Raw genomic sequence first — 26,529 nt, 5'->3', positions numbered from 1 at the left:
TGCGGCGGGCGGGTCGGCTCCCTATTATGCGCGCCTTTCGCGCACCCGGGCCTTTTGTCCGCACGACGCCAGACGAGAACATAAATGCTTGAGACGCTGCGCAAGAGCGCTTCCGGAATTGTCGCCAAGATCCTGATGGGCCTGCTCATCCTCAGCTTCGCCGTGTGGGGCATCGCGGACGTGTTCCGCGGCTTCGGCAGCCAGACGCTGGCGACCATCGGCGACACCGAGATCACCGTTCCGGAGTTCCGCCAGATCTATCAGGAGCGGCTGCAGCAGATCAGCCAGCAGCTCAAGCGCGGCATCACGCCCGATCAGGCCCGCGCCTTCGGCATCCCCGACCAGCTGCTCAACGAGCAGCTCGCGGAGGCCGCGCTCAACGATCAGGCGAAGTCGTTCGGCCTCGCGCTCTCCGACGCCGAGATCGCCCGGCGGGTGCAGAGCAACCCGGCCTTCTTCGGCCCCGGCGGCAGCTTCGACCCGGCCTATTTCAACCAGCTCCTGCGCTCGAACGGCTTCACCGAGGCGCGCTTCGTCGAGGCCGAGCGCGGGCTGGCGCTGCGCCAGCAGCTCATCCAGTCGCTCGGCGGTGGCATCGAGGTGCCGCAGGTGCTGAAGGGCGCCGTCGCCCGCTTCGAGAACGAGGAACGCTCGGTCAACTACGCGATGCTCACGGCGGCTTCCATTCCCGCCGCGGCGGATCCGTCGGATGACGAGCTGCGCACGTTCTTCGACGCGCGCAAGGTGGCGTTCCGCGCGCCGGAATTCCGCAAGATCGGCGTGGTGGTGCTGACGCCCGAAGTGCTGGCGTCGAGCGAGAGCGTGACCGACGCCGAGGTGGAGGCGGCCTACAACGCCAATCTCGCGACCTATGGCACGCCGGAGAAGCGCGTCGTCCAGCAGATCGTCTTCCCCTCCGAGGAGGAGGCCAACGCAGCCGCCGAGCGCATCAAGGCCGGCACGCCCTTCGCCGACATCGTCACCGAGCGCAAGCTGACCCCCGGCGATGTCGATCTCGGCGACGTCTCCCGCGCCGACATCATCGACAAGACCGTGGCGGACGCCGCCTTCGCGCTGCCGGCCGACGGCACCAGCGGCATGATCGCCGGCCGCTTCGGGCCGGTCATCGTGCATGTCGGCGCCATCACCCCCGGCACCACCCAGCCGCTCGCCGAGGTCGCCCCCGCCATCCGCGCCGCGCTGCAGGTCAACGCCGCCCGCCGGGCCATGCTGACGAAATACGACCAGGTCGAGGATGACCGCGCCAGCGGCGCCCAGCTCGGCGAGATCGCCGGCAAGGCCGGCCTCCAGCTCCAGAGCTTCGACACCGACATCCAGGGCCGGACCCCCGACGGCGCCTCGATCCCCGACATTCCCGGACGCGCGGACGTGCTGCGCGGTGCCTTCGCGACCGAGGTCGACGCCGAGAACGACCCCGTCGCCCTGCCGCAGAACGGCGGCTATGTCTGGTACGAGGTGGAGGCGGTCACCGCGCCGCGCGACCGCACCTTCGAGGAAGCCCGTGCGCAGGTGCTCGACCGCTGGAAGCAGGACCAGGCGGCCGCGGCGCTCGACAAGCGCGTCGAGGAGATCAAGGCCAAGGTCGCCGGTGGCGAAGCCTTCGACAAGGCGATCACCGATGCCGGCCTCGAGCTGCGCGCCGCCAACGGCCTGCGCCGCGGGCGCGCCGCCGACGGCGTGCCGGAGGACATTCTCAACGCCGTGTTCGAGACGCCGGAAGGCAGCGTCGGCAGCTCGCTCGCCGAGGGTGGCGACAGCCGCCTGCTGTTCCAGGTGCTGCGGGTGAGCGTGCCCGATGCCGGCACGCAGAACGACAAGGTCATCGCCGACGTGCGCCAGAGCATGGAGAACGATCTGATGACGGAATATCTCGTCGAGCTGCAGAGCCGCCTCGGCGCCCGCATCAATCGCGCCGCGCTCGAGCAGATCGTCGGCACCGACGCGGTCAACTGATCCGGGAACCGCGTCATGAGCCTGATACCCGATGCCGAGGCCTTTGCCGCGGTCTATGCGCGCGGCGAGGCACAGGTCGTCACGACCACGCTGATCGCCGATCTCGAAACGCCGGTCTCGGCCTTCCTCAAGATCGCCGGCGAGCGGCCGAACAGCTTCCTGCTCGAATCCGTCGAGGGCGGCGCCACGCGCGGCCGCTACTCGATGATCGGCATCGAGCCGGACGTGATCTGGCGCTGCCACGGCGACAGCGCCGCGATCAACCGCCGCGCGGCGACCGATGCCGACGCCTTCGAGCCCTGCCCGGACAAGCCGCTCGTCTCGCTGCGCAAGCTGGTCGAGGAGTCGCGCATCCACCTGCCGGAGGGCGCCCCGCCCATGGCGGCGGGCGTGTTCGGCTATCTCGGCTACGACATGGTGCGCCAGATGGAGCGCCTGCCGGAGGTCAAGCCCGACATCATCGACGTGCCGGATTCGATCTTCATCCGTCCGACCGTGATGGTGGTGTTCGACGCGGTGCGCGACGAGATCACCGTCGTCACGCCGGTGCGCCCGCAGGCCGGTGTGACGGCCGCCGTCGCCTATGAGAAGGCGCGCGAAAGGCTGGAGCGCATCATCGCCGCGCTCGACAGCGCGCTGCCCAACCTGCCCTCGGAAGACGCCTTCCACGAGGCCGTGGAGCCGCAGTCCAACACCGATCCGGCGGTCTATCGCGACATGGTGGACCGGGCCAAGGAATACATCCGCGCCGGCGACATCTTCCAGGTGGTGCTGTCGCAGCGTTTCGAGGCGCCCTTCGCCCTGCCGCCCTTCTCGCTCTACCGGGCGCTGCGGCGGATCAATCCGGCGCCGTTCCTCGTCTACTTCAATTTCGGCGGCTTCTCGCTGGTCTGCTCCAGCCCGGAAATCCTCGTCCGGCTGCGCGACGACACCGTCACCATCCGCCCCATCGCCGGCACCCGCCGTCGCGGCGCCACGCCGCACGAGGACAAGGCGCTGGAAGACGAACTGCTGGCCGACCCGAAGGAGCGCGCCGAGCACCTGATGCTGCTCGACCTCGGCCGCAACGATGTCGGCCGCGTCGCGAAGATCGGGTCGGTGCACGTCACCGACAGCTTCTTCGTCGAGCGCTATAGTCAGGTGATGCACATCGTCTCGAATGTCGAGGGCGAGCTCGATCCGCGCCGCGACGCGCTCGACGCGCTGACCGCCGGCTTCCCGGCCGGCACGGTCTCGGGCGCGCCGAAGGTGCGGGCGATGGAGATCATCGACGAGCTGGAGCGCGACAAGCGCGGCATCTATGCCGGCGCCATCGGCTATTTCGGCGCCGACGGCGAGATGGACACCTGCATCGTGCTGCGCACCGCCGTGGTCAAGGACGGGCGCATGTATGTCCAGGCCGGCGCCGGCATCGTCTACGACTCGGTGCCGGAGAGCGAGCTGCAGGAATGCGTCAACAAGGCCAAGGCGCTGTTTCGCGCCGGCGAGGAAGCCGTGCGCTTCGCCGCCCGGTCGGTCAGGGGGCAGTGAGCGCGATGGGCAGGCCGGGGCGACACGAGCGATGGCGGGGCTGGTGACGGAAGACGTCGCCGGCCGGCGCGGCTTGACCCCGCGCCGGAACACCCCCTAGAGCTTTTCAACAGCCGGCATGCGGCCGGCGGATGGACGCACGATGATCCTGCTCATCGACAATTACGACAGCTTCACCTGGAACCTCGTCCACTACATCGGCGGACTGGGTGCCGAGGTCGAGGTGCGCCGCAACGACACGCTCACCGTCGACGAGGCCATGGCGCTCAAGCCCGAGGCCATCGTCATCTCGCCGGGCCCGGCGACCCCGAACGAGGCCGGCATCAGCTGCGACCTCATCGCCCGCGCGGCGCGCGACGGCGTGCCGGTGTTCGGCGTCTGCCTCGGCCATCAGGCGATCGGCCAGGTGTTCGGCGGCGACGTCATCCGCGCGCCGCAGCCGATCCACGGCAAGCTGTCGGCCATCAGCCATCGGAACGACGGCGTCTTCCGCGGCATCAACGGCCCGCTCAAGGCGACGCGCTACCACTCGCTGGTGGTGAAGCGCGAGACCTTGCCGGAGACGCTGGCCATCACCGCCGAGACGGATGACGGGCTGATCATGGGCCTGTCGCACAAGGAACTGCCGGTTCACGGGGTGCAGTTCCACCCCGAGAGCATCGCCTCCGAGCACGGCCAGACCATCCTCAAGAACTTCCTCGATCTGGCACGCGCCTGGAACGCCGGCCCCGGCCGGAAGCGGGCGGCGTGAGGACGAGATAACAACAGGCGGGGACGCGCGGCGACATGGACAACCTCAAGCCCATCATCGGCAAGCTGGCCACCGGCACCACGCTCACGCGCGCCGAGGCGGCGGCGGCCTTCGACGTGATGATGTCGGGCGAAGCGACGCCCTCGCAGATCGGCGCCATCCTGATGGCGCTGCGCGTGCGCGGCGAGGAGATCGAGGAGATCGCCGGCGCGGTGAGCACGATGCGCGCCAAGATGCTGCGGGTCGAGGCGCCCGCCGAGTCGGTCGACGTGGTCGGCACCGGCGGCGACGCCTCCGGCTCCTACAACATCTCCACCTGCGCCTCCTTCATCGTCGCCGGCGCCGGCGTGCCGGTCGCCAAGCACGGCAACCGCGCGCTGTCCTCGAAGTCCGGCGCGGCCGACGTGCTGATGGCGCTGGGCGTCAAGATCGACCTGTCGCCGGAGCAGATCGCCCGCTGCATCCGCGAGGCGGGGATCGGCTTCATGTTCGCGCCGTCGCATCATCCGGCGATGAAGCATGTCGGGCCGACCCGCGTGGAGATGGGCACGCGCACCATCTTCAACCTGATCGGCCCGCTGTCGAACCCGGCCGGCGTGACCCGGCAGATGGTCGGCGTGTTCGCCCGCGCCTGGGTGGAACCGATCGCCGAGGTGCTGCGCACGCTCGGCTCGACACGGGCCTGGGTCGTGCACGGCTCCGACGGGCTCGACGAGATCACGACCACCGGCGCGACCTATGTCGCGGAACTGAAGGACGGCGCCATCCGGTCGTTCGAGATCACGCCGGAAGCCTTCGGCATCACCCGCGCGGTGCCCGAGGCGCTGAAGGGCGGCGACGGCACGGCCAACGCCCTGGCGCTGCGTTCGGTTCTCGCCGGTGAGCCGAGCGCCTATGCCGATGTCGCCCTGCTCAACGCGGCGGCGGCGCTGGTCGTCGCCGGCAAGGTGGACGAGCTCGGCGCAGGCCTCGACATCGCCCGCGCCAGCCTGTCGGGCGGCCATGCGGAAGCTGCCCTCGACCGCCTGATCGCGGTCTCCGCCCTCGCGGCGGCGGAGTAGGAGCGCGCCATGGCCGACATTCTCGAACGGATCGGCGCCTACAAGCGCGAGGAGATCGCGGTCGCCAAGCGCGAGCGTCCGCTCGCCGAGGTGCGCGCGAGCGCCGAGGCCCAGCCCGCCACGCGCGGCTTTCTCCGCGCCATCGAGGCGAAGATCGCGGATCACCGGACCGCGCTCATCGCCGAGATCAAGAAGGCGAGCCCGTCCAGGGGACTGATCCGTGCCGATTTCGACCCGCCGGCGCTGGCCCGGGCCTATGAGGCCGGCGGCGCGGCGTGCCTGTCGGTGCTGACCGACAAGCCGTCTTTCCAGGGCGCGCCGGAATTTCTCGTCGCCGCGCGCGCCGCCTGCGCCCTGCCCGCCCTGCGCAAGGATTTCCTCTACGACACCTATCAGGTGTTCGAGGCGCGGGCCTGGGGCGCGGACTGCATCCTCGTCATCATGGCCTCGGCCGACGACGCGCTGGCGCTCGACCTCGTCGAGACCGCGCACGGGCTCGGCATGGACGCGCTGGTGGAAGTGCATGACGACGCCGAACTCGACCGCGCGCTGAAGCTCCCGGCCCGGCTGGTGGGCATCAACAACCGCAATCTGCGCAATTTCGAGGTGACGCTGGAAACCTCCGAGCGCCTCGCCCCGCGCATCCCGGCGGACCGCGTCATCGTCGGCGAAAGCGGCATCTTCACCCCCGACGACATCGCCCGCCTCGCCCGGGTGAACATCAACAGCATCCTCGTCGGCGAGAGCCTGATGCGGCAGCCCGACGTGGCGGCGGCGACAAGCGCGCTGCTGGCGCCCTCCGCCCTCGCCCGCGCGGCCGGCTGAGCGATGACCGACGAGCCCCGCCTCACCCATCTCGACGCCACCGGCGCCGCCAACATGGTCGATGTCGCCGACAAGGCCGCGACCGACCGCGTCGCGATCGCCGAGGGCCAGGTGCGGATGGAAGCGGCCACGCTCGACCTGATCCTCTCCGGCAACGCCAAGAAGGGCGACGTGATCGGCACGGCGCGGCTCGCCGGCATCATGGCGGCCAAGCGCACGCATGAGCTGATCCCGCTCTGCCACGCGCTGCTGCTGTCCAAGGTGGCGGTCGAGATCGAGCCCGACACCGCCCTGCCCGGCCTGACCGTGCGCGCCACCGTCCGCACCACCGGCCGGACCGGGGTGGAGATGGAAGCCCTGACCGCCGTCTCCGTCGCCTGCCTCACCGTCTACGACATGGCCAAGGCGGTGGATCGCGGCATGCGCATCGAGGCGGTGCGGCTGCTTGAAAAGTCCGGCGGCCGCTCGGGCCACTGGCAGGGCGAATAGCGGAGGCGCACATGGCCCTGATGCCGGTCGAGGAGGCGCTGGCGCTCCTTCTCTCCGCCGCCCGCCCGCTCGACGGCGAGCCGGTGCCGCTGGAACAGGCCGCGGGCCGCGTGCTCGCCGCCCCCGTCATCGCCCGCCGCACCACGCCGGGCGCCGACGTCTCCGCCATGGACGGCTACGCGGTGCGCGCCGAGGATGCCGCGCGCGTGCCCGCCGACCTCACCCTGATCGGCGAATCCGCCGCCGGCCGCCCCTTTCGCGGCCATGTCGCGCCGGGCACCACGGTGCGCATCTTCACCGGCGCCGTCGTTCCCGAAGGCGCCGACGCCGTCGTCATCCAGGAAGACACCGCCCGGAACGGCGCTGTCGTCACCATGACCGAGGTGACAGCGCCGGGCCGCCACATCCGCCGCGCCGGCGGCGATTTCGCGAGCGGCGAGACGCTGCTGGAAGCCGGCCACCGCCTGCACGCGCGCGATCTCGCGCTCATCGCCGCCGCCGACGTCGCGATGGTGGACGTCGCCCGCCGCCCGCGCGTCGGCCTGCTCTCCACCGGCGACGAGCTGGTGCGGCCGGGCACCGGCGCCGAGGCGCATCAGGTCATCGTCTCCAACATCTATTCGGTCGCCGCGCTGGCGCGTTCCGCCGGCGCCGAGGTGACCGATCTCGGCATCTTGCCGGACGACATGGCGGCGACGCAGCAGGGCGTGCGCGCGGCGCTCGACGGCGGTTTCGACGTGCTGGTGACGACCGGCGGCGCCTCGGTCGGCGACCACGACCTCATCGCCCCCGCCCTCACCGCGCAGGGCGTCGCGCTGGCGGTCCACAAGATCGCGCTGCGCCCCGGCAAGCCGCTGATGTTCGGACGCGCCGCCGGCCCGCGCACGCTGGTGCTCGGCCTGCCGGGCAATCCGGTCTCCGCCCATGTCTGCGCGCTGCTGTTCCTCGCGCCGCTGATCAAGACGTTGCAGGGCCTGACGGTGCCCGCGCGGCCGCAGCTGAAGCCGGCCCGGCTCGGCGCCGAGGTGAGGGCCAACGAGCAGCGCATGGACTTCCAGCGCGCCGAGATCGTGGGTCACGAGGACGGGCTGCCGGTGGTGCGCCCGCTCCCCGTGCAGGACAGCTCCATGCTGCGCAACCTCGCCCGCGCCGACGTGCTGCTGGTGCGCCGCCCGCACGCGCCGGCCGGGCGCGCCGGCGACCCCTGCGAAATTCTGCCGTTCGAGGATTGACCGCGGCCGCGCCTGCCTGTGTGCTCAATGCAATGACCGGCAGGGGCAAAGGGCGGCGGATGGACATCAACGATCCCGAGGTGCTGGACGAGGTCCGCGCCGTGTTCGACCGCTACGAGCGGGCGCTGGTCGGCAACGACGTGGCCGGGCTGGATGATCTGTTCTGGGATCATCCCAGCACCATCCGCTATGGCGGGGGCGAGATTCTCTACGGCATCGAGGCGATACGCGCCTTCCGCGCCGCGCGCTCCCCGGTCGGGCTGGAGCGCACGCTCGAGGGAACCGTGATCACCACCTATGGACGCGACATGGCCGTCGCCTCCACCCTGTTCCGCCGTGCGAGCGCGCCCGGCCGGCTCGGCCGCCAGATGCAGACCTGGATGCGTACGCCGGAAGGCTGGAAGGTCGTCGCCGCCCATGTCAGCATCATCGACGATCCGGCCGCCCCGTGACCCATCCCCGCGCCTACCTGCGACGGACCGTGAAGGGCGGGGCTTGGTGAAGCCCGGCGGGGCCGCTAATGATGCATGAGGCGGAGATGGTCCTGGCTCTGTTCGTTCTGGTTTCGTGTCGCTCATGTCGGTGCTGCCCATCCGTTTCCCGCTCGAACCGCCCGCCGCAGTCGGACGGCGCGGGCGCGTGACGCGCGCCGAGGAGCTGCGCATGCAGCTCGCCGACGAGATCACGCGCGGCCTGCTTCCCCCCGGAACGGCGCTCGACGAGACCGCGCTCGCCGGACGCTTCGGCGTGTCGCGCACGCCGGTGCGCGAGGCGCTGCGCGAGCTGACCGCCTCCGGCCTCGTCGACGCCCGCCCGCATCGCGGCGCCGTCGTGGCGCGCCCGAGCGTCGAGCGGCTGCAGAACATGTTCGAGGTGATGGCCGAGCTGGAGGCGCTGTGCGCCGGCCTCAGCGCGCTCAACATGACGCCGCAGGAGCGCCGGCAGCTTGAGCAGTTGCATGCCGACATGGGCGAGCTGATGCGGCAGGGCGACTTCACCACCTATCGCGAGGCGAACGAGCAGTTCCACACCTCGATCTATGCCGGCAGCCACAACGACTATCTGATCGAGATCACCGTCGGCACGCGCCGGCGCCTCTCGCCCTTCCGCCGCGCGCAGTTCCGCGCGCTCGGGCGCCTCGCCCTGTCGCATATCGAGCATGACCGGGTGACGACCGCGATTCTGCGCGGCGACCGCGACGGCGCGGCGAGCGCCATGCGCAGCCACATCGCCATCGTCCACGACGCCTACGAGCAGTACGCCCAGACCGTCTGATTCGCCCGCGCGACCCGCCATTGGCGCCTCTGGTGCCGCCCGGCCGGCGAAATCCGGCCGCGCGCCGCCGGCTTTTCACGTCGCGCCGGACATTTAGCGATCCCTTTACCCATTGTGGAACACAATAAGAACGGATAGTCTTTTGTTCGTGATTTGTTTCATTCCGGCAACGGCCGGCAGACGGGGTTCTCCGTATGCTCACCCGCAAACAGCATGAGCTGCTCCTGTTCATCAATGGACGCCTCCAGCAGGACGGCGTGCCGCCTTCCTTCGAGGAAATGAAGGAAGCGCTCGACCTGCGGTCGAAGTCCGGCATCCACCGGCTGATCACGGCGCTGGAGGAGCGCGGCTTCATTCGCCGCCTGCCCAACCGGGCGCGGGCGCTCGAAGTCGTCCGCCTGCCGGAGGACGCGCAGCCGCCCAGGCCCGCCCGCCCCTTCGCGCCGAACGTCATCGAGGGCAATCTCGGCCGGGGACGCCCGCCGGTCGAGGACGAGGACGACCGGCGCGTCGTGTCGGTCCCGGTCATGGGCCGCATCGCCGCCGGCACCCCCATCTCGGCCATCCAGTCGCGCGACCACACGATCAGCATGCCGCCGGAGATGCTGTCGGGCGGGGAGCACTTCGCACTAGAGGTGCGCGGCGATTCGATGGTCGAGGCCGGTATTCTGGACGGCGATCTGGCGCTGATCCGCAAATGCGATTCGGCCAATACCGGCGAGATCGTCGTGGCGCTGATCGACGACGAGGAAGCGACGCTGAAGCGCCTGCGCCGCAAGGGCGCCTCGGTGGCGCTCGAAGCCGCCAACCCGGCCTATGAAACGCGCATCTTCGGCCCGGACCGCGTGCGCATCCAGGGCCGGCTGGTCGGGCTGTTCCGCCGCTACTGAGCCTGCTCTTCGGCGGCCGGTGAGCGCTCGGCGGGCCCGGTGGCAGCGGCGCCGGATATACCGACATCCGCGCGGGGCGGTGTTTCATCGCCTTCCGCATCCGCTGCGCTCACGCCGGCATCCGCATCTTCCGCATCGCGCCGGTGCGCGGATTCTTTTCGAACACGGTCGGCGTCCGGCCCGGCGCTGGAAGCCGCTCCGGCTCGCGGCATGACCTCCCGTGCATGGACAGGGATGCGAGGTTCCGGCGGTTTCGGCTCCCAGGGTCGTGTGCCCGCGGGCGGTCGCGCCGGCACGATGCGCCATTCGCCCTCCGCGGTGAGATAGCCGGCCAGTCCGCCGATCGCGCGGCGGTCGTCGCGATGGATCACCGTGGCGGCGCAGGCGTCGGGCGGGGCGAAGGGCGTCACCAGCACGGCCGCGAGGCGGCAATCATCCTCCAGTGAATCGCGCTGGCGCGACAGCGCCACGAGCCCGCCGCCCGGCAGCGGCAGGGTGCAGCCGAGCGGATCGCAGGCGCCCCCCCGCGTGAGATCGGCGCTGCCGACGCGGGCGCGGTCGCCATCGGCGTTCAGCCATTGCTCCACGGCGAAGCGGCTGGCGACACCTTTGTCGCCGTCGCCCATCACCATCAGGCGCCCGTCCCGCCCGCGCACCGCCACCGTCCGGGCCTGCGTATCCACCAGCAGATCGGGCCGCGGCTCGGTCGCCGCCGCCCAGATGCCCGCGGCCGCGCAAGCCGGCGCCAGCAGGACCAGCCGGGTGCGGGCGAGGCAGAGCACCACAAGCGCGAGGCTGAACAGGACGAGGCTCGCCATCGGCATCGCCGGCAGGCCGCGATCGGCGCCGGGCAGGCCCGCGACGACGTCGGAGACGCGCACCATCACGTCGAGCCCCCAGCCCATGCCCCGCCAGGCGACGTCATCCCAGCCGAACGGCATCAGGATCGCGCCGGCCAGTCCGGCCGGCATCACGACGAAGGACACCGCCGGCATCGCGGCGAGATTGGCGACGAGGCTCAACGGTGCCAGCCGCTGGAAATGGAACGCCGCGAAGGGCGCGGTCGCCAGTCCCGCCGCGAGCGAGGCGAGAACGAGCGCCGCGAGGTAGCGCGCCGGGACGCCGAGCCAGCGCGCGAGGCTCCCGCCGCCCGGCGGCGCGCCGATGAGATGGCCGAAGCGCTCATAGGCCGCCACCAGGCCGAGCGTCGCGGCGAAGGACATCTGCGCGCCGGGATCGAGCACCGCCCACGGCGCCAGGATCATCAGGACGAGGCCCGCGACCGCCAGCGTCCGCAGGGTGAGCGCCGGCCGCCCCATCACCACACCCGCCAGCACCAGCAGCGTCATCACATAGGCGCGCTGGGTCGGCACCGCCGCGCCGGACAGCATGAGGTAGAAGGTCGCCGACAGCAGGGCGGGCAGCGCCGCCCAAGCCTTGATCGGATGGCGCAGCGCCAGCTCCGGCACCAGCGCGAGCAGCGCCCGCGCCAGGAAGAAGACCGTGCTCGCCACCAGCGCCATGTGCAGGCCGGAGATGGACAGGACGTGCGAGAGCCCGGAGATGCGCATACTCTCCTCGATCGGCTCCGCCACCGTGTCGCGCAGCCCGGTGACGAGCGCCACGGCCACGCCGCCATTCTCGCCCGGCAAGGCCGCGCGGATCCGCGTCGCGATCGCCCGGCGCGTCCCGTCGAGCCAGGTGGCGATCGCCAGCCCCCAGGACGGCGGATAGGGCGGCGGGCTGGCTTGCGCCTTGCCGAGCGCGTAGCCGGTCGCGCCGATGCCCTCCAGCCAGATCGCCCGGCCGAAATCATAGCCGCCGGGATAGGCCGGGCCGGGCGGCGGCCCGAGCGTCGCACGCACGCGCACATGGGCGCCGACGGCGGGGGGATCGCGCCCGGGCAGCGTCACCCGCACGCGGGTCGGCGGCTCGGTGAGCGGACGCCCGAAACCGGTCACGGCGAGGGTGATGCGGCTGCCGCGCGGGCGCTGCTCGGCCGCCTCGACGAAGCCGCTCACCTCGACCGCGTTGACCGCCTCGCCGAGCAGCGGGTGCGCCATGCGCTGCACCTGCAGGCCGGCTATTGCGAAGCCGGCGGCCATCACCGCCAGCAGCGCGAAAAGATGGAAGCCGAAAGGCTTTTCACGCGCCAGCACGGCGAGCCCGGCGAAGGCTGCCGCCGGCACGAGCCCGGCATAGAGCAGGGGTTCGTGCGGCGCGCCGAAATACAGCGCCGCCCCGGCGGCGAAGCCGATGGGCAGGAAGAGAAATCCGCGCCGGTCGTCGAGCTCCCGCGTCAGGGCACCGGCCAGCCACCCGCCCAGCGCGGCGGCCGGCACGCGCGGCCAGCCATGGGAGGCGGCGCGCAGCGCCGGCCCTCCGGCCGCGAGCACGGCCGCACGCGCCGCCGCGCGCGACGTCGCACGCGTCCGCCCTCGCGCGGACGCGCCTTCGCCCGGTCGGTGCTGCTGCGGCGTCTGCATGCCGTCAACGCCCCTGCCCCCGCCGCCCGCGCGGCGCGTGTCGCACGGGCGGCGGGCCAAGCCGCACATTTCCCGCGTCGTACAGCTATGGTACACGCACCGTCCGCGCCCGCCATGCTTCGACGCCGCCCCTCATGCGGCGCAAGACGGAAGAGACATGTCCGAGACCGTCATTACCCGCTTCGCCCCCTCGCCCACCGGCTTCCTGCACATCGGCGGGGCGCGCACCGCGCTGTTCAACTGGCTCTACGCCCGCGCCAAGGGCGGCACGATGCTGCTGCGCATCGAGGACACCGACCGCCAGCGCTCCACGCCGGAAGCCATCGACGCCATCATCGACGGGCTGACATGGCTCGGCATCGACTGGTCGGGCGACGTCGTCTACCAGTTCGCCCGCGCCGAGCGGCACCGCGAGGCGGTCGAGCAGATGCTCGCCGAGGGCCGCGCCTATCGCTGCTATGCCTCGCCCGCCGAGCTGGAGGAGATGCGCGAGACCGCCCGCAGGGAGGGCCGCCCGCCGCGCTATGACGGGCGCTGGCGCGACCGCGACCCCTCGGAGGCGCCGGCCGACCGCAAGCCCGCCATCCGCCTGCGTGCGCCGACCGAAGGCGAGACCGTCATCGACGACCTCGTGCAGGGCCGCGTCGTCATCCCCAACAAGGATCTCGACGATCTCGTGCTGCTGCGCTCGGACGGAACGCCGACCTACATGCTGTCCGTGGTGGTGGACGACCACGACATGAACGTCACCCACATCATCCGCGGCGACGACCACCTCACCAATGCCGCGCGCCAGACGCAGATCTACCATGCGCTGGGATGGGGGGTGCCGAAGATGGCCCACATCCCGCTCATCCACGGGCCGGACGGCGCCAAATTGTCCAAGCGGCACGGCGCCCTCGGCGTCGATGCCTACCGCGCCATGGGCTACCTGCCGGCGGCGCTGCGCAACTACCTCGTGCGCCTCGGCTGGAGCCATGGCGACCAGGAGATCTTCTCGACCGAGGAGATGAGCCAGCTGTTCGACCTCGACCGCGTCGGCCGCTCGGCGGCACGGTTCGATTTCGCCAAGCTCGAGAGCATCAACGGCGTCTATATCCGCTCGACCCCCGATGCCGAGCTGATGGACGCCATCGACGCGCTGCTGCCGCATATTCCCAATGGCGCGGACGTCGCCGCGGCCCTCACGCCCGCGCGGCGCGCGCAGTTGCTGGCGGCCATGCCGGGGCTGAAGGAGCGTGCCAAGACCCTGCTCGAACTCATTGATAGTTCAGCCTATATCTGGAAGGCGCGCCCGCTCCCGATCGAGGAGAAGGCCCAGGCCCTGCTGACCGTTGACGCCCGCGCCCTGCTGGCGGCGGCGGCGGCGAATCTTGCTGCAGTAGCGAACTGGAATGCGGCGGAGACGGAAGCCGCGGTGCGGTCCGTCGCCGAGGATCGGGGCGTGAAGCTCGGCGCGATCGCCCAGCCGCTGCGCGCCGCCATGACCGGCAAAACCACCTCGCCCGGCATTTTCGATGTGTTGGAAGTGCTGGGCCGGGACGAGTCGCTGGCCCGGATCGCCGATCAGACGGGCCCCGCCACGCAGGCGTGAAGGGCCGATGTAGCATGATGCGGCTGCGAAGATGAAACGCTTTCATCGATCGCCGCCGACCGCATTGCGGTACCTATTTCGCTGCGCTTGCGAGGGCGGATCGAAACCGCTACGACTTCCCCATCGGGCCGCAGCGAGACAAGCCCCCGTCTCCGGCGCATTTTGCCGCAAGGCAGGCGCGGCACCCGCAAGACGCGATCCGTTTCATCCGGTTCCATAGGTTCAGGGAGACCCCGCATGGACGCCATCCAAAGCAACTCGCCAAAATCCGCCACTCTTACGATCGGCGATGAGAGCTGGGAGCTTCCGATACTGAACGGCACCATCGGGCCAGACGTCATCGACATCGCCAAGCTCTACGCCCAGACCGGCAAGTTCACCTACGATCCGGGCTTCACCTCCACCGCCTCCTGCGAAAGCCAGATCACCTATATCGACGGCGACGAAGGCGTCCTGCTCTATCGCGGCTATCCCATCGAGCAGCTGGCCGAGAACGGCGACTTCCTGGAAACCTGCTACCTGCTTCTCTACGGGGAGCTTCCGACCGCCGCCCAGAAGGCGGATTTCGATTATCGCGTCACGCGCCACACCATGGTGCACGAGCAGATGAGCCGCTTCTTCCACGGCTTCCGTCGCGACGCGCACCCCATGTCGGTGATGGTCGCCTCGGTCGGCGCGCTCTCGGCCTTCTATCACGACTCGACCGACATCTCGGACCCGCAGCAGCGGATGATCGCCTCGATCCGCATGATCGCGAAGATCCCGACGCTGGCGGCCATGGCCTACAAATATTCGATCGGCCAGCCCTTCGTTTATCCGAAGAACGACCTCGACTACGCCTCGAATTTCCTGCGCATGTGCTTCTCGGTGCCGTGCGAGGAATACAAGGCCAATCCCGTCCTTTCCCGCGCCATCGACCGGATCTTCGTCCTGCACGCGGATCACGAGCAGAACGCCTCGACCTCGACGGTGCGCCTCGCCGGTTCCTCCGGCGCCAGTCCCTTCGCCTGTATCGCCGCCGGCATCGCCTGCCTGTGGGGCCCCGCTCATGGCGGCGCCAACGAGGCGGCGCTCAAGATGCTCGGCGAAATCGGCTCGGTGGACCGCATTCCCGAATTCATCGCCCGCGCCAAGGACAAGAACGATCCGTTCCGCCTGATGGGCTTCGGCCATCGCGTCTACAAGAACTACGATCCGCGCGCCAAGATCATGCAGAAGACCTGCCATGAGGTGCTCGGCGAGCTCGGCATCAAGGACGATCCGCTGCTCGACATCGCGGTCGAGCTGGAGCGCATCGCGCTGCAGGATGAGTATTTCGTCGAACGCAAGCTCTACCCGAACATCGACTTCTATTCGGGCATCACGCTGCGCGCCCTCGGCTTCCCGACCTCCATGTTCACCGTCCTCTTCGCCGTCGCCCGCACCGTGGGCTGGATCGGCCAGTGGAAGGAGATGATCGAGGATCCGGGCCAGCGCATCGGCCGTCCGCGCCAGCTCTACACCGGCGCCGAGCAGCGCGACTACACCCCGATCGCCCGCCGCAAGTAGACGGCCCGCGGAACGATCCAGCGCATGGCCGGGGCGCACGCCCCGGTTCAGGTCGCCCCGGCTCAGGTCGTCGATCTCGCCATCAAATCCCCGCTCTCCGGTCCGGAGGGCGGGGATTTTCATTTGCGACGCGGTCGGGAAGGTGCGGGGGGCCTCAGCCCTGCGGGGTGCCGCGCGACGCCCTGAACGTCTCCAGCACGGCCGCCGCCGCACGCCGGCTCGGCGGATCACCTTCCTCGCCCATGATCGCATCGAGCCGCGCGAAGGCGGCAAGCTGCGCCTCGCGCTCCGCGCCGCCCTCGATCAGCCGGGCGAGCTGCGCCGCCATGGCGGGCGGGTCGATATGCCATTGCAGATATTCCGGCATCGCCGGCTCGCCCAGGATCAGGTTGGGCAGGATCGCCGTCTTCACCCGCAGGAAGAAGGGGGCGATGCGCCCCTCCAGCCACGGCACGCGATAGGCAGCCACCGTCGGGATGCCGGCGAGCGCCAGTTCCAGCGTCACCGTGCCGGAGGCCGCGAGCGCCGCCCTCGCGACGCGGAACGCCGCCCGCTTCTCCGCCTCGTCGACGATGATGCGCGGTTTCACCGGCCATTGCGCTACGATCTGCTCGATCTGCGCGAGCCGGCGCGGCAGGGTCGGCAGCACGATGTCGATTTCTGCAGCTTGATGTTGCAGCAGCCCCAGCACCGCGCCAAAGGCGCCTCCCAGCCGGGCGAGCTCGGCGCTCCGGCTTCCCGGCAGCACCAGCAGCACCGGCGGCCTAGCCTCGCGCCGCCTCGTTTCCTCGGCGTTCGGCCGCAGCCGGTCCAGTTCGCCCAGCAGCGGATGGCCGACATAGGTTGTCGGCGGACCGCCGAGTTCGTGCATCGCCTCCGGCTCGAAGGGAAGCAGCGCCAGCACCCGATCGAAGTCCGGCGCCATTGCCCGCGCCCGGCCGGGCCGCCAGACCCAGACCGTCGGCGCGACATATTTCACGATCGGAAGCTGGGGCAGCCGCGCCCGCACCTTGTGCGCGACGCGGTGGGTGAAGTCCGGCGCGTCCACCATCACCAGTATGTCCGGCGGTGTCGCGACGATCGCGTCGGCCGCCTCGCGCATGCGCCGCAGGATGCGCGGCAGGCCGCCGATCACCTGCGCGAAGCCCATGGCGGTGATGTCTTCCATCGGGAACAGTGCAGCGAGCCCCTGAGCCTGCATGCGCGCCCCGCCGACGCCCCGAAAGAGAATCGCTCCTGGATGAAGCGCCTTCAGCTCGGCCATGAGGCCCGCACCGAGCGCATCGCCGGATTCCTCGCCGGCGATGATGAACACGTCGAGCGCTCCGGCCTCGGTCACGACGGCTCACCCCCGTCGCGTTCGAACGCATGGATGAACAGGCCTGCCCGATCGGCCGCCCGCACCAGCGCCTCGACGTCGGCGACGATGACCCCGCCGGCCTCGACAGCGATGCCGGCAAGCCCGGCCCTGGCGGCGCCCTCCACCGTGCGTGCACCGAGCGAGGGCATGTCGAGACGGCGATCCTGCCCGGCCTTCGGCCGCTTCACCAGCACGCCGCACGGCGTCGGGGCCTTGATGCGGCCATTGGCCCGCAGTTCGGCCACGCGGGCGAGCATGAGGTCCGTGCCCTCCGCCGCCTCCATAGCGACGACATGGCGGTTCATCACCACCAGCCCCTGCCCGATGTCCAGCGGCCCGATGACGGCGAGCGCCTGGCGGCCGAGGGCGATGTCGTCCATCTGCTCGGCGCTCGTTGCCAGCGAGCCCAGCTGTCCGGCGGGGATGAGTATCTCCGGCGCGATCTCGTGCGCGCCGACGAGGCGGAAGCCGGACTCCTCGAAGATCTGTCCGATGCTGCTCAACAGATGATCGTCACCGCCACGAAGCATGGCGAACACGCGCGGCAGGAAGGTCAGCGTCGTCCAGTCGAAGCGGATGTCGCGGATGCGGGGGCGCAACACATTGCCGATGAACACCACATCGCGGCAGCCATGGCGACGCAACTCACGCTTCAGCTGGCCGAAGCGGCCGATGTGGATCCATACATGCGGCCACGCCTCGACGGCCGGATCGGCGAAGCCGCGCACCGGGAAGAGCACGACCGACCGACCGGCCCGGCGCGCCGCATCCGCAACCGCCAGGGGAAACGCGCCGCCGCCGCAGATGATGGCGAGCGTTTCATCCTTTTCCACCACCTTCCGCTCAGGCGGCTTCTGGTTCGGCGACATGGTCGGCCGCGTCGTCGGGCACCGTCAGGCGACGCTTGCCGCAGGAGCGCACGAAGCCGACGATGTGCAGGACATTGGCATCGTCGGCGAAGCGCTCCGCCACCCGATCGGCCCGCTCGCTCAGCGCCCCGCCCGAATAGAACAGCTCGCGATAGGCGGCACGCAACGCATGAATCTGCGGCCGGCTGAAGCCGCGCCGCTTCATGCCGATGATGTTCAGCCCGCCGAGCCCGCTCCGGCCATAGATCATGGCGCCGAAGGGGATGAGGTCATGCTGCAGCCCGCACAGGCCACCGACGATGGCATTGTCGCCGATGCGCACGAATTGGTGGATCGCCGCCATGCCGCCAAGGAACACGTTGTTTCCCACCGTCACATGGCCGGCCAACGTCGCATTGTTGGCGAAGATCGCGTTGTCGCCGACGATGCAATCATGCGCGACGTGGCTGTTCACCATGAAGAAGCCGTTGTCTCCAACCACCGTCTCCATGTGGCCGCCGGCGGTGCCGACATTCATCGTCACATGTTCGCGGATCGTGCAGTTGCGCCCGATCACCAGGCGCGCGGGCTCGCCCTTGTAGCCGAGCGACTGCGGCGCGAAGCCGAGCGAGGCGAAGGGATAGACGGTTGAGCCCTCGCCGATCGTCGTGCGGCCGGCGATCGAAACGTGCGAGACAAGCTTCACGCCGGCGCCGAGCACCACATCCGCCCCGACCGTGCAGAACGGCCCGATCTCGACGCCCGCGCCCAGCGTTGCGCCGTCCTCGACGCGCGACAGCGGGTCGATCCGTACGGAAGCGTCGCTCATTTCGCGCCCTCGCGGGCGATCATCGCGCCGACTTCCGCCTCGGCCACGATCTGTCCGTCCACCTTGGCCTCGCCGCGGAACCACCACATGTTCCGGCGCTTCTTCATCTGCGTCATGTGATATTCCAGCACGTCGCCCGGAAGCACCGGCTTGCGGAACTTCGCCTTGTCGATGGTCATGAAGTAAACGAGCGAAGGCGCGCCCTCCTCCGGACGTCCCAGCAAGCAGATCGTGCCAGCGGTCTGCGCCATGCCCTCGAGGATGAGAACGCCGGGCATCACCGGATTGTCCGGGAAGTGCCCCTGGAAATGCGGCTCGTTGGCCGACACGTTCTTGATGCCGATCGCCTTCCTGTCTCCCTCGATGCCGATGATCTTGTCGACCATGAGGAAGGGGAAGCGGTGCGGCAGCGTCGCCAGAATGCGCTTGATATCGGCGGCCCCGAGCGCCGCGGCCTCGACTTTGGCCTGCACGTCCATTCGCTATTGCCTCTCCTGCCCGCCGCCCGCCGCCGCGCGCTCTCCGCGCGCCAGGCGCTGGACGGCCATCACCTCGCGGAACCACTCGCGCATGGGCTTGGCCGGCGAACCGCCCCATTCCACGCCCGGCGGAACGTCGTCCTTCACATTGCTCGTCGCGGCGATGCGCGCGCCATCGCCGATGCGGACATGACCGATCACCCCGACCTGCCCGCCCAGCATCACGAAATCGCCCAGCGTGGCGCTGCCGGCAATGCCGGTCTGCGAAACGATGATGCAGTGGCGTCCCACCACGACGTTGTGGGCGATCTGCACCAGATTGTCGATCTTGGTCCCCTCGCCGATCACCGTGTCGCGCAGCCCGCCGCGGTCGATGGCGGTGCCGGCGCCGATCTCGACATCGTCCTGCAGGACGACGCGCGCGATCTGCGGAACCTTGGCATGGCCCTTCGCGCCGCCGAGATAGCCGAAACCGTCCTGCCCGATGCGCGCGCCGGGATGGACGATCACCCGATCCCCCACCAGCACATGCTGCAGCGTCGCTCCGGCGCCGATGGAGCAGTTCCGCCCGATGCGCACGCCGGGGCCGACCACGGCTCCCGCCCCGATGACCGTGCCCGAACCGATCTCGGCACCCGGGCCGACGACCGCGCCCGGATCGACCGTCACCTCCGTCTCGAGCCGCGCCTGCGGATGCACCATGGCGCCGGCGGCCACGCCTGCCTGGCCGAACACCGAGCCGGGACGCAGGCTTGCCTCATGGAACCGCCGGGCAATCGCGACGAAGGCGGCATGAGGCTTGGCGACGCACAGCGCCGCCGTGCCGTCCGGCACGTGCGTCGCATAACGTTCGGTGACAAAGCAGGCGCCGGCGCGGGTGCCTCGCAGCTCGGGAACATGCCGCGCGCCGTCCATGAAGGCGAGATCGGCCGGCCCGGCTTCTTCCAGCGATGCGATGTTGGCGATCGCGCGTTTCGCATCACCTCCGCCGACGAGCACCGCACCGGCAAGGGTGCAGATCTCGCCGATGGTGAGCGGCGTCGGCGCCGGATGGAAGAAGGGATCGTTCATAGCCGCGTATCGACCGCCGACCTGTTTCCCAAACGCACAAGCGGTCCGGGTGACCGGACCGCCGTGCAGGCTGATGCGATGCAGCTTATCAGAAGCGCGTGCCGCCGCTGAAGCGGAACTCCTGCACCTCGTCGTACCATTCCTTGGTCAGCGCCCAGGCGTAATCGAAGCGCAGCGGACCGAAGGGCGACTGCCAGATCAGGCTCACGCCGACCGAGGAGCGGACCAGATCGCTGTCGGCCACGCAGACATTGTTCATGCCCTTGGTCGAGGAACCCTGCAGCGCGCTGCAGTTCACGAGGTTATTCTCCCAACCCGGAATGTTCGGGAAGATCGTGTCGCCCTGATAATCCCACAGCGAGCCGGCATCCGCGAAGACCGCGGCCTTCAGGCCGATATCCTTCGGCAGGAAGGAGAGCGGGAACTGGATTTCCGCCGTCGTGCCCCAGTAGAGCGTGCCGCCGAGCGCATCCATGTCCTCGCCGAGATAGCCGGACGCCAGATCGCGCGGGCCGATGCCGTTCGGGGCGAAGCCGCGAACGAGGTCGGGACCCTTGAAGAAGTTGTCGGTGATGCGCAGGTCCTCACCGCCACCCCACGACGCCACGTTGCCCGCCTGACCGCGCAGCAGCATCACGAAGTCGCCGGCGATCGGCATGTACCAGCGCGCATCGAAGGTCGAGCGGACGAAGTTCACGTCGCCGCCCAGGCCGGCGAAGTCCTGCTTCAACTCGATGAGGTAACCGTTTGACGGGTCACGGTTATTGTCGAGCATGTTGTAGGACAGCGTGTAGCCGACAGCCGAGGTGATGATCGACTCGCCGTTGATCTCGAGAATCGCCCAGGAAACGTCGTTGTAGAGCTCGTCCTCCACCGTGACGGTGATTTCCTTCTGCGACAGCGTGTAGCGCAGCCCGAGAGTCAGCTCGTCCGTCAGCGGCAGGGCGACGCGCAGCGTACCGCCGGCCGTCGACGTGTCGTACTGGCTGTAGCTGGTCGCGCTCGTTTCCTTCCAGAACAGGTCGAAGCCGGCAGCGACGCGATAATCGAGGAAATACGGCTCGGTGAAGTTGAAGTCCACGCCCTGGACGCTCTCGCCGAGCTGGCCGGCAAGGCGCACATACTGGCCGCGCCCGAGGAAGTTCTTCTCGGAAATCGCCACTTCACCGATGAAGCCGTCCGTCGTCGAGTAGCCACCCGACACCGAGAACTCGCCGGTCGGCTGATCCTCGACGGTGACGACCAGAATGATGCGATCGGGCGCGGTACCCGGCTCGTTGCTGATCTTCACGTCCTTGAAGTAGCCGAGGTTGCGCAGCCGCCGCTCGGCGCGATCCACCAGCACGCGGTTATAGGCGTCACCTTCCGCGAAATCGAACTCACGGCGGACGACCCAATCGCGCGTACGGGTGTTGCCGCGGATCTCGATGCGCTCGACATAGACGCGCGGACCTTCCTCGACGGCGAAGACCAGCGAGATGGTGCGGCTCTCGACATTGCGGTCGCCGCGCGGACGAACCTGCGCGAAGGCATAGCCCGCCTTGGAGACTTCGATGGTCGCGTTCTCGACCGATTTCTCGACCAGCTCGGCATTGTAGACCTGGCCGGGAGCGACGCGGAGCGCGGAGCGGATGTCGGCGATATCCACATCCTTGATGCCCGAGACGACGTCCACCGTGCCGATGCGGTACTGCGGACCCTCGTCGACGACGAAGGTGAGGATGAAGCCGTCGCGCTCACGGTCGAGGTCGGCCGTCACGGAAACGATCCGGAAGTCGGCATAGCCGTTCTTGAGATAGAAGCGGCGCAGCAGCTCCTGATCGGTGTTGATCCGGTCGACGTCGTAAATGTCGGTGCTCTTGAGCCAGGAGAGCCAGTTGGTCTCCGTGGTCGTCACCTCGTCCTTCAGCTTGTAGGCCGAAAACGCCTTGTTGCCGACGAAACGGATTTCCGCGACGCCGAGCTTGTCGCCCTCGGTGATCTCGAAGACGAGATCGACGCGGCCCTGGCCGCGCTCGATGGTCTTCGGCACGACGCGGACGTCATAACGGCCGGCACGGTGATAGACGTCGATGATGCGCTGGGTGTCGGCCTGGACGGTCGTCTTGGACAGCGGGCTGCGCGCCTTCGACTGAACCTCGAGCGAAAGCTGGTCGTCCTTGACCTTCTTGTTGCCCTCGAAGGCAACGCGGTTGATCACCTCGTTCTCGGCGACCGACACGACCAGCCGTCCGCCGCGATGGCTGATGGTGACATCCGAGAACAGACCGGTCGCATAGAGCGACTTCAGCGCCTCGTCGATCTTGGCCGGGGTCAGTGATTCGCCAGGCCCGGTGCGGAAATAGGAGCGGATGGTATCGGCGTCCACGCGCCGGTTGCCTTCGACGACGATCGAACTCGCCGACTGAGCCACGGCACTTCCGGACACGGCAACGGATCCCGCAACGCTCCCGACGGCCACCAGCAAGGCAATACCGAAAACCGAGGCCAATCTACTCACGAACCGGGAACCAGCCATTTGGTGCGCAACCTTACCGTTGTTCTGGGATCGCCCCGACGGCGCACCAAAAGGCACACAGCCGGGAACTGTCCTCACCCTGCACTCCGTTTGATACAGACTTTTCCAGAGCCTGCAAACCGGAGGAGCCTCAATCAACGCCTTTTCCAGCCAGCGTGGCGCGCCGGCAACGCCGCCCCGAATAGGCGTCAAGATTTTGATATATTGAGAATATCGTTCCACGTCGCAAACAACATCAGCATCAGAACCAACGCCAGACCGATACGGAATCCTACCTCCTGCGCACGCTCGCTGAGCGGACGTCCGCGCAGCGCCTCGATGGCATAAAAAAGCAGGTGTCCACCGTCGAGAAGAGGTACCGGAAAGAGGTTAAGAAGTCCGATCGACACCGACAGAACCGCGGCGAGCTGCAGCAGGGCGGCCACACCGAAGGTCGCGACCTGCCCGGAAACCTGCGCGATGCGGATCGGCCCACCGAGCTGGTCGGCGGATTCGCGCCCCGTCACCACGCCGCCGAGATAGCTGAAGGTGCGGTCGACAATGAACCAGACTTCCTTCGTGGCCATGCCGACGGCCTCGATCGGACCGAATCGCTCGGTCTTCACCTGTCCGCCGGCGGTGTTGCGGGTGATGCCCAGCACGCCGATGCGATGGACGTTGCCGAAGCTGTCGGTAACCTCGCGCAGATCCGGCGTCGGCTCCAGAATCAGCCGCCGACCGTCGCGCTCGACCTCGACGTTCAGCTTCTGGTCGGCGCTGGTGCTGACGATGCGCTGCATGTCGCCGAACGAATCGATCGGCGTTCCGTCGATCGTCAGAATCACGTCGTTCGGCTGGAAGCCCGCCCGCTCGGCGGCGCTGCCCGCCTGTATGGCATCGACCTGCGGAGTCGTGACCTGACGGCCGACGGTCATGAACAGCGTCGCGAAGATGACGATGGCGAGAATGAAGTTGGCGATGGGCCCGGCGGCGACGATGGCGGCACGCGCGCCTACCGACTTGTGGAAGAAGCTCTCGCGCCGGTCCGTCTCGCTCATATGGTCCAGCGCCTGCCGGTCCGGCGCGCTCGCGGCGTTCTCGTCGCCGAGAAACTTGACGTAGCCGCCCAGCGGAATCGCCGAAAGCCGCCAGCGCGTGCCGTGCCGATCGTTGAAGCCGACGATCTCGGGGCCGAAGCCGATGGAGAAAGCCACCACCTTCACCCCGACGCGCCGCGCCACCCAGAAGTGGCCGAGCTCGTGGAAGAACACCACAATCGTCAGCACGAAGAGGAACGGCACGACATAGCTGAGAAGCCAGCTCGCATTGCCGCCCATCGAGGCAAGAAGTTCCATCAGCGAATTCCCAGAGGGACGCGCCGGATGACGCGACCCATGTTCCATAGGTGGGCTTTAAGGCGAACTTGGGCAAAAGCTCGGCCAATGCGCAAGATCGACGACGGCGGGCGATTCGGTCGCAGCGCGGCGACGGGCACTTCCGGTCTCACCACAGCAGGAGGCCCTGAGCGGGTGCGCCCGGATCGCGCAGAAGGCCGATCAGCAGCGCCAGTGCGGCAGCCGCGATGAAGCCGTCGAGCCGGTCCATCACCCCGCCATGCCCGGGGATGAGACGGCTCGAATCCTTCACGCCGAAGCGCCGCTTCATCGCCGATTCGAACAGGTCGCCGCCCTGGCTCGCGACGCTGGCCAGCAGCGCGACCGGCGCCGCCAGCAGCGTGGAATGAACGCCCGCGATGTACAGCGTCGCCATGCCTGCGAGCATACCGAACAAAGTGCCGCCGAGCGCTCCGGACCAGGTCTTGTTGGGGCTGATACGAGGCCAGAGCTTGGGTCCACCGATAAGCCGGCCGCAGAAATAGGCGGCGATGTCGGTGGTCCAGACGACGGCGAGAAGCCAAATCAGGCTGACGAGTCCAAGCGTGGCGTCTTCGCGCAGGACCAGTGTCGGGATCGCCAAAGCGCCCGCATAGACAACGCCGAACGGCGCCCAGCTGCGCCGCACGGGGTTCGAGCGGGCGACGAGCGCCGAGGCGATGGCACCCAGAACCACGATGGCCATGGCGACCGGGGGAGGACGGATGGAAAGCATCGACATCGCGCCGAGGAGCGCCGCAGCACCGACGATCAGCAGCGCCGATTGCGGCTTCGCCTCGACCATGCGGAGCCATTCCCACACGATGGTCAGTGCGGCGGCCGCGACGAGCACGCCGAAAGGCCAGCCGCCGAACCGTGCAGCCAGCAGCACGATCGGCGCCAGGATCAGCGCCGACCGCAGCCGCGGCAGGAAATCCGCCCCAATCCGCAACGGCTCAGCTTCCGCTCGCGTCGACGCCGCCGAAACGGCGCTCCCGCCTCCCATATTCGGCGAGCGCGCGCTCCAGCCACGTCCGGTCGAAATCCGGCCAGAAGACGGGCAGGAAGACCAGTTCGGCATAAGCCGCCTGCCAGAGCAGGAAGTTGGACAGCCTCTGTTCGCCGCTGGTGCGGATCAGCAGATCGAGCGGCGGCAGCTCGGCCGTGTCGAGCGCCTCGGAGAATCGTTCCGGCGTGATGTCCTCGGGCCGCAGAAGTCCGGCGGCAACCTGCCGCGCCAGCTGCTGCGCGGCCCGTGCAATCTCGTTGCGGGCGCCGTAGTTGAACGCCACGGTGAGCCGGACGCCGGTATTGGCGCGGGTGAGCGTCTCGGCCTCGTCGAGCAGCGACTGCACCTCGGCGTCGGTCGGATGACCCTCGCCGATGATCTTCAGGCGTACATTCTTGGCGTGGAGTTCCTTCAGGTCGGAGCGGATGAAGCGCTTGAGCAGCCCCATCAGCTCGCCGATCTCCTGCTCGGGGCGCGACCAGTTCTCGCTGGAGAAGCTGTAGAGCGTCAGCGCCTCGATCCCGAGTTCCTGCGCGTCGGCGACGATCCGCCGAACCGCCTCAGCGCCGCGCCGGTGCCCTTCGAAGCGAGGCAGGCCGTGGCTCTTCGCCCAGCGACCATTGCCGTCCATGATGATCGCGACGTGCCGCGGCGCCGGAAGGGACAGCGTCGCCTCCCGCGCTTTCGTCTCGATAGCGGCACCTGACGCCATGCCGCGCCTCGCAATATTCACGGAGCCCCCCTTTCGGCACCCGTCAGCTAGACCGCCAGGATTTCCTTTTCCTTGGTGGACAGCACCTGATCGATTTCCGTGATGGACTGGTCGGTGGCCTTCTGCACCTGATCGGCGAGGCGATCCAGATCGTCGGAACTCATCTCCCCATCCTTCTCCGCCTTTTTGAGCGAATCGAGTCCATCACGGCGCACATGGCGCACGGAAACCCGAGCCGCCTCAGCATATTTATGGGCGACCTTGACCAGCTCCTGGCGGCGATCCTGCGTCAGTTCGGGGATGCGCACGCGCAGCACCTGCCCTTCGGTCTGCGGGTTGAGGCCAAGATTGGAGTCGCGGATCGCCTTCTCGACCGCCGCGACCATGCCCCGGTCCCACACCTGCACGGAGAGCAGGCGCGGCTCGGGGACGTTCACCGACGCGACCTGGTTGAGCGGCATGTGGCTGCCATAGGCATCCACCTGAATCGGCTCGAGCAGGCTCGCCGAGGCCCGTCCGGTGCGCAGGCCCGAAAGCTCCGTCTTGAGGACGGAAATGGCGCCCTGCATGCGGCGCTTCAGATCATTGATTTCAATCGGACCAGTGCTCATCACGAACCTCATTCAACAGGAGTCCGGCGCGAGGCCGACAGCGGCGGGTTGGCGGCTATATCCAACCTAACGGCGCAGGTGGCAA

23 protein-coding genes are annotated in these 26,529 nt (G+C 68.9%); 12 read left to right on the top strand and 11 right to left on the bottom strand.

The annotated features are described in order from the left end of the window. Positions 1-84 precede the first annotated feature (84 nt). The 10 genes from AC1PZ7_RS13120 to lexA all read left to right on the top strand — a co-directional run bounded on the left by AC1PZ7_RS13120 (position 85) and on the right by lexA (position 10,027). The gene (locus tag AC1PZ7_RS13120) at positions 85-1,974 is read left to right on the top strand and encodes a peptidylprolyl isomerase (RefSeq protein WP_482355663.1); all 1,890 of its coding nucleotides are present in this window, start codon (positions 85-87) and stop codon (positions 1,972-1,974) included. Positions 1,975-1,989: 15 nt separating this feature from the next. Further along, positions 1,990-3,504 (top strand): anthranilate synthase component I, encoded by a 1,515-nt coding sequence (trpE, locus tag AC1PZ7_RS13115; RefSeq protein ID WP_482355662.1) that lies wholly within the window; start codon positions 1,990-1,992, stop codon positions 3,502-3,504. Between the two features lie 142 nt (positions 3,505-3,646). Further along, positions 3,647-4,255: an anthranilate synthase component II gene (locus AC1PZ7_RS13110; protein ID WP_482355661.1), complete on the top strand. Its 609-nt coding sequence runs from the start codon at positions 3,647-3,649 to the stop codon at positions 4,253-4,255. A 35-nt stretch (positions 4,256-4,290) separates the two neighbouring features. Next, positions 4,291-5,316, top strand: coding sequence for an anthranilate phosphoribosyltransferase (trpD, locus tag AC1PZ7_RS13105; RefSeq protein ID WP_482355660.1), 1,026 nt, complete (start codon positions 4,291-4,293; stop codon positions 5,314-5,316). A 9-nt stretch (positions 5,317-5,325) separates the two neighbouring features. After that, positions 5,326-6,141, top strand: a complete 816-nt coding sequence (trpC, locus tag AC1PZ7_RS13100; protein WP_482355659.1) for an indole-3-glycerol phosphate synthase TrpC — start codon at positions 5,326-5,328, stop codon at positions 6,139-6,141. A gap of 3 nt (positions 6,142-6,144) precedes the next feature. Beyond that, the gene (gene moaC / locus AC1PZ7_RS13095) at positions 6,145-6,630 is read left to right on the top strand and encodes a cyclic pyranopterin monophosphate synthase MoaC (protein ID WP_482355658.1); all 486 of its coding nucleotides are present in this window, start codon (positions 6,145-6,147) and stop codon (positions 6,628-6,630) included. Between the two features lie 11 nt (positions 6,631-6,641). Further along, on the top strand, positions 6,642-7,862 hold the full coding sequence (locus AC1PZ7_RS13090; protein WP_482355657.1) for a molybdopterin molybdotransferase MoeA: 1,221 nt from the start codon (positions 6,642-6,644) through the stop codon (positions 7,860-7,862). A 59-nt stretch (positions 7,863-7,921) separates the two neighbouring features. Next, positions 7,922-8,314: an oxalurate catabolism protein HpxZ gene (gene hpxZ, locus AC1PZ7_RS13085; RefSeq protein ID WP_482355656.1), complete on the top strand. Its 393-nt coding sequence runs from the start codon at positions 7,922-7,924 to the stop codon at positions 8,312-8,314. 124 nt (positions 8,315-8,438) lie between these two features. Next, positions 8,439-9,137, top strand: a complete 699-nt coding sequence (locus AC1PZ7_RS13080; RefSeq protein WP_482355655.1) for a GntR family transcriptional regulator — start codon at positions 8,439-8,441, stop codon at positions 9,135-9,137. A 194-nt stretch (positions 9,138-9,331) separates the two neighbouring features. Continuing rightward, positions 9,332-10,027, top strand: a complete 696-nt coding sequence (gene lexA / locus AC1PZ7_RS13075) for a transcriptional repressor LexA (protein ID WP_482355654.1) — start codon at positions 9,332-9,334, stop codon at positions 10,025-10,027. Here lexA and AC1PZ7_RS13070 read toward each other — a convergent pair. Continuing rightward, entirely contained in the window at positions 10,021-12,423 is a 2,403-nt protein-coding gene (locus AC1PZ7_RS13070; RefSeq protein ID WP_482355653.1) for a ComEC/Rec2 family competence protein, read from the bottom strand. The two genes, lexA and AC1PZ7_RS13070, sit on opposite strands and share 7 nt — an antisense overlap. Before the next feature lie 247 nt (positions 12,424-12,670). Here AC1PZ7_RS13070 and gltX point away from each other — a divergent pair, with 247 nt between their 5' ends. Together gltX and gltA are read left to right on the top strand one after the other, a co-directional pair. Beyond that, complete coding sequence (gene gltX, locus AC1PZ7_RS13065) at positions 12,671-14,107, top strand: glutamate--tRNA ligase (RefSeq protein ID WP_482355652.1); 1,437 nt, start codon at positions 12,671-12,673, stop codon at positions 14,105-14,107. Between the two features lie 237 nt (positions 14,108-14,344). Then, positions 14,345-15,655, top strand: a complete 1,311-nt coding sequence (gene gltA, locus AC1PZ7_RS13060; RefSeq protein ID WP_482355651.1) for a citrate synthase — start codon at positions 14,345-14,347, stop codon at positions 15,653-15,655. A 154-nt stretch (positions 15,656-15,809) separates the two neighbouring features. On the opposite strand, the gene lpxB is transcribed toward gltA, so the two are convergent. The 10 genes from lpxB to frr all read right to left on the bottom strand — a co-directional run bounded on the left by lpxB (position 15,810) and on the right by frr (position 26,444). Beyond that, complete coding sequence (gene lpxB / locus AC1PZ7_RS13055) at positions 15,810-16,994, bottom strand: lipid-A-disaccharide synthase (protein WP_482355650.1); 1,185 nt, start codon at positions 16,992-16,994, stop codon at positions 15,810-15,812. Then, positions 16,991-17,848, bottom strand: a complete 858-nt coding sequence (locus AC1PZ7_RS13050) for an LpxI family protein (protein ID WP_482355649.1) — start codon at positions 17,846-17,848, stop codon at positions 16,991-16,993. Before AC1PZ7_RS13050 ends, lpxB begins: the two co-directional genes overlap by 4 nt. A gap of 10 nt (positions 17,849-17,858) precedes the next feature. Continuing rightward, positions 17,859-18,692 (bottom strand): acyl-ACP--UDP-N-acetylglucosamine O-acyltransferase, encoded by an 834-nt coding sequence (gene lpxA / locus AC1PZ7_RS13045; RefSeq protein ID WP_482355648.1) that lies wholly within the window; start codon positions 18,690-18,692, stop codon positions 17,859-17,861. Further along, positions 18,689-19,171 carry a 3-hydroxyacyl-ACP dehydratase FabZ gene (gene fabZ / locus AC1PZ7_RS13040; protein WP_482355647.1) on the bottom strand — a complete coding sequence of 161 codons (483 nt, stop codon included), beginning with the start codon at positions 19,169-19,171 and terminating at the stop codon, positions 18,689-18,691. The genes lpxA and fabZ overlap by 4 nt, the downstream gene beginning before the upstream one ends. Before the next feature lie 3 nt (positions 19,172-19,174). Continuing rightward, positions 19,175-20,242, bottom strand: a complete 1,068-nt coding sequence (gene lpxD, locus AC1PZ7_RS13035; RefSeq protein ID WP_482355646.1) for a UDP-3-O-(3-hydroxymyristoyl)glucosamine N-acyltransferase — start codon at positions 20,240-20,242, stop codon at positions 19,175-19,177. 88 nt (positions 20,243-20,330) lie between these two features. After that, positions 20,331-22,760: an outer membrane protein assembly factor BamA gene (gene bamA / locus AC1PZ7_RS13030; protein ID WP_482355645.1), complete on the bottom strand. Its 2,430-nt coding sequence runs from the start codon at positions 22,758-22,760 to the stop codon at positions 20,331-20,333. Positions 22,761-22,948: 188 nt separating this feature from the next. Next, positions 22,949-24,094 (bottom strand): RIP metalloprotease RseP, encoded by a 1,146-nt coding sequence (rseP, locus tag AC1PZ7_RS13025; RefSeq protein ID WP_482355644.1) that lies wholly within the window; start codon positions 24,092-24,094, stop codon positions 22,949-22,951. A gap of 148 nt (positions 24,095-24,242) precedes the next feature. Beyond that, positions 24,243-25,118 (bottom strand): phosphatidate cytidylyltransferase, encoded by an 876-nt coding sequence (locus AC1PZ7_RS13020; protein ID WP_482359641.1) that lies wholly within the window; start codon positions 25,116-25,118, stop codon positions 24,243-24,245. After that, the gene (locus tag AC1PZ7_RS13015) at positions 25,069-25,833 is read right to left on the bottom strand and encodes an isoprenyl transferase (RefSeq protein ID WP_482355643.1); all 765 of its coding nucleotides are present in this window, start codon (positions 25,831-25,833) and stop codon (positions 25,069-25,071) included. The genes AC1PZ7_RS13020 and AC1PZ7_RS13015 overlap by 50 nt, the downstream gene beginning before the upstream one ends. A 47-nt stretch (positions 25,834-25,880) precedes the next feature. Then, entirely contained in the window at positions 25,881-26,444 is a 564-nt protein-coding gene (gene frr, locus AC1PZ7_RS13010; protein ID WP_482359640.1) for a ribosome recycling factor, read from the bottom strand. Positions 26,445-26,529 lie beyond the last annotated feature (85 nt).

Source organism: Ancylobacter sp. TW_SC_1 (genome assembly GCF_056836805.1).
Note: the sequence above shows the minus strand (reverse complement) of the source record. Positions and strands in the feature narration are given on the sequence as shown.

Coding starts and splice junctions, on each gene's coding strand:
- AC1PZ7_RS13120 (WP_482355663.1), top strand. CDS start 85: ATGCTTGAGACGCTGCGCAAGAGCGCTTCCGGAATTGTCGCCAAGATC.
- trpE (WP_482355662.1), top strand. CDS start 1,990: ATGAGCCTGATACCCGATGCCGAGGCCTTTGCCGCGGTCTATGCGCGC.
- AC1PZ7_RS13110 (WP_482355661.1), top strand. CDS start 3,647: ATGATCCTGCTCATCGACAATTACGACAGCTTCACCTGGAACCTCGTC.
- trpD (WP_482355660.1), top strand. CDS start 4,291: ATGGACAACCTCAAGCCCATCATCGGCAAGCTGGCCACCGGCACCACG.
- trpC (WP_482355659.1), top strand. CDS start 5,326: ATGGCCGACATTCTCGAACGGATCGGCGCCTACAAGCGCGAGGAGATC.
- moaC (WP_482355658.1), top strand. CDS start 6,145: ATGACCGACGAGCCCCGCCTCACCCATCTCGACGCCACCGGCGCCGCC.
- AC1PZ7_RS13090 (WP_482355657.1), top strand. CDS start 6,642: ATGGCCCTGATGCCGGTCGAGGAGGCGCTGGCGCTCCTTCTCTCCGCC.
- hpxZ (WP_482355656.1), top strand. CDS start 7,922: ATGGACATCAACGATCCCGAGGTGCTGGACGAGGTCCGCGCCGTGTTC.
- AC1PZ7_RS13080 (WP_482355655.1), top strand. CDS start 8,439: ATGTCGGTGCTGCCCATCCGTTTCCCGCTCGAACCGCCCGCCGCAGTC.
- lexA (WP_482355654.1), top strand. CDS start 9,332: ATGCTCACCCGCAAACAGCATGAGCTGCTCCTGTTCATCAATGGACGC.
- gltX (WP_482355652.1), top strand. CDS start 12,671: ATGTCCGAGACCGTCATTACCCGCTTCGCCCCCTCGCCCACCGGCTTC.
- gltA (WP_482355651.1), top strand. CDS start 14,345: ATGGACGCCATCCAAAGCAACTCGCCAAAATCCGCCACTCTTACGATC.
- lpxA (WP_482355648.1), bottom strand. CDS start 18,692: ATGAGCGACGCTTCCGTACGGATCGACCCGCTGTCGCGCGTCGAGGAC.
- fabZ (WP_482355647.1), bottom strand. CDS start 19,171: ATGGACGTGCAGGCCAAAGTCGAGGCCGCGGCGCTCGGGGCCGCCGAT.
- lpxD (WP_482355646.1), bottom strand. CDS start 20,242: ATGAACGATCCCTTCTTCCATCCGGCGCCGACGCCGCTCACCATCGGC.
- bamA (WP_482355645.1), bottom strand. CDS start 22,760: ATGGCTGGTTCCCGGTTCGTGAGTAGATTGGCCTCGGTTTTCGGTATT.
- rseP (WP_482355644.1), bottom strand. CDS start 24,094: ATGGAACTTCTTGCCTCGATGGGCGGCAATGCGAGCTGGCTTCTCAGC.
- AC1PZ7_RS13020 (WP_482359641.1), bottom strand. CDS start 25,118: ATGGGAGGCGGGAGCGCCGTTTCGGCGGCGTCGACGCGAGCGGAAGCT.
- AC1PZ7_RS13015 (WP_482355643.1), bottom strand. CDS start 25,833: ATGGCGTCAGGTGCCGCTATCGAGACGAAAGCGCGGGAGGCGACGCTG.
- frr (WP_482359640.1), bottom strand. CDS start 26,444: ATGAGCACTGGTCCGATTGAAATCAATGATCTGAAGCGCCGCATGCAG.